The 1,046-nt window shown below is 63.4% G+C and carries 1 protein-coding gene and 1 pseudogene; both read right to left on the bottom strand.

The window, feature by feature from the left end; genetic code table 11:
- On the bottom strand, positions 1–648 hold a 648-nt coding region (gene istB, locus GWG67_RS38690), incomplete at its 3' end, for an IS21-like element helper ATPase IstB (protein WP_275174890.1).
- 19 nt (positions 649–667) lie between these two features.
- Positions 668–1,046: pseudogene (locus tag GWG67_RS38685) on the bottom strand (IS21 family transposase); the annotation flags it as partial.

The following is a 1,046-nucleotide window of genomic DNA, read 5'->3' as shown; positions in this document are numbered from 1 at the left end:
GGCGATGGTCGGGTCGGCGATGACCTCATGCCAATTTTCGATCGGCACCTGGCTGGTGATGATGGTCGATCCGCGCTGGTGTCGATCGTCGACGACTTCGAGGAGATCGCGACGCTGCTCGCCGGTAAGCGGTGCGAGGCCCCAATCATCGAGGATGAGCAAATCGACCCTCGATAGTGTCTTGAGGAGCCGCGCATAGCGTCCGTCCCCGCGGGCGAGCGCAAGAGCTTCGAACAGCCTTGGCAGGCGATGATATAAGACGGATCGATTATCGCGGCATGCCTTGTGGCCGAGTGCGCAGGCGATCCAGCTCTTGCCGACGCCGGTCGGCCCGGTGATGAGCAAATTTTGCTTGCGGCTGATCCAATCGCCATCGACGAGCTTGGCAAAGAAGGCGCGGTCGATGCCGCGCGGAGCGCGCAGATCGACATCTTCGACGATTGCGGCCTGCCGTAGCGAGGCGAACTTCAGGCGCACGATGAGCCTTTTGTTCTCTCGCTCGGTTGCTTCGCGATCGATCATCAGGCCGAGGCGCTGCTCGAAGGTCAGCGCGGTAACGTCCGGTTGGCGTTGCTGATCGTCGAAGGCCTTGGCCATGCCGGCGAGCCCGAGAGCAGCGAGACGTTCGTGGGTGTGGTTGCTGAGCATAAGGTCTCCTTGTTGGTGGTCAGTGGTAGTAGCCGCGGCCACGGATGTTGCCGTGCTGGATGGGATCGGCCTCGGGGGCGGTGTCGGGAAGGAAGGCTTTGTCCAGGCCGGTCTTGAGGATCGAGGCGATCGACCGATAGCTCGCTGAGCCGATGCTGATCCCACGGCGGCACGCGGCTTCCAGACGTTGCGTCCCATAGGTCTTTTCCAACCGCAGGATGCCGAGACAGGATCGGAAGCCCTGCTCGGGATGGGGCTTTGTCCGCATGATCGCCTGGCACAGCGCGATCGTGGACGGACCGATCTTCTCGGCGGCGGCCAGCAGACGTGCCGGCGTCCAGAAGGCGTATCGGCGATGTGCGCTCGGCATGTGCTCGGGGATCGTGGTGTGGCGGCGC

The sequence above is a fragment of the Bradyrhizobium sp. CSS354 genome, assembly GCF_029051725.1.
Lineage (GTDB): Bacteria > Pseudomonadota > Alphaproteobacteria > Rhizobiales > Xanthobacteraceae > Bradyrhizobium.
Note: the sequence above shows the minus strand (reverse complement) of the source record. Positions and strands in the feature narration are given on the sequence as shown.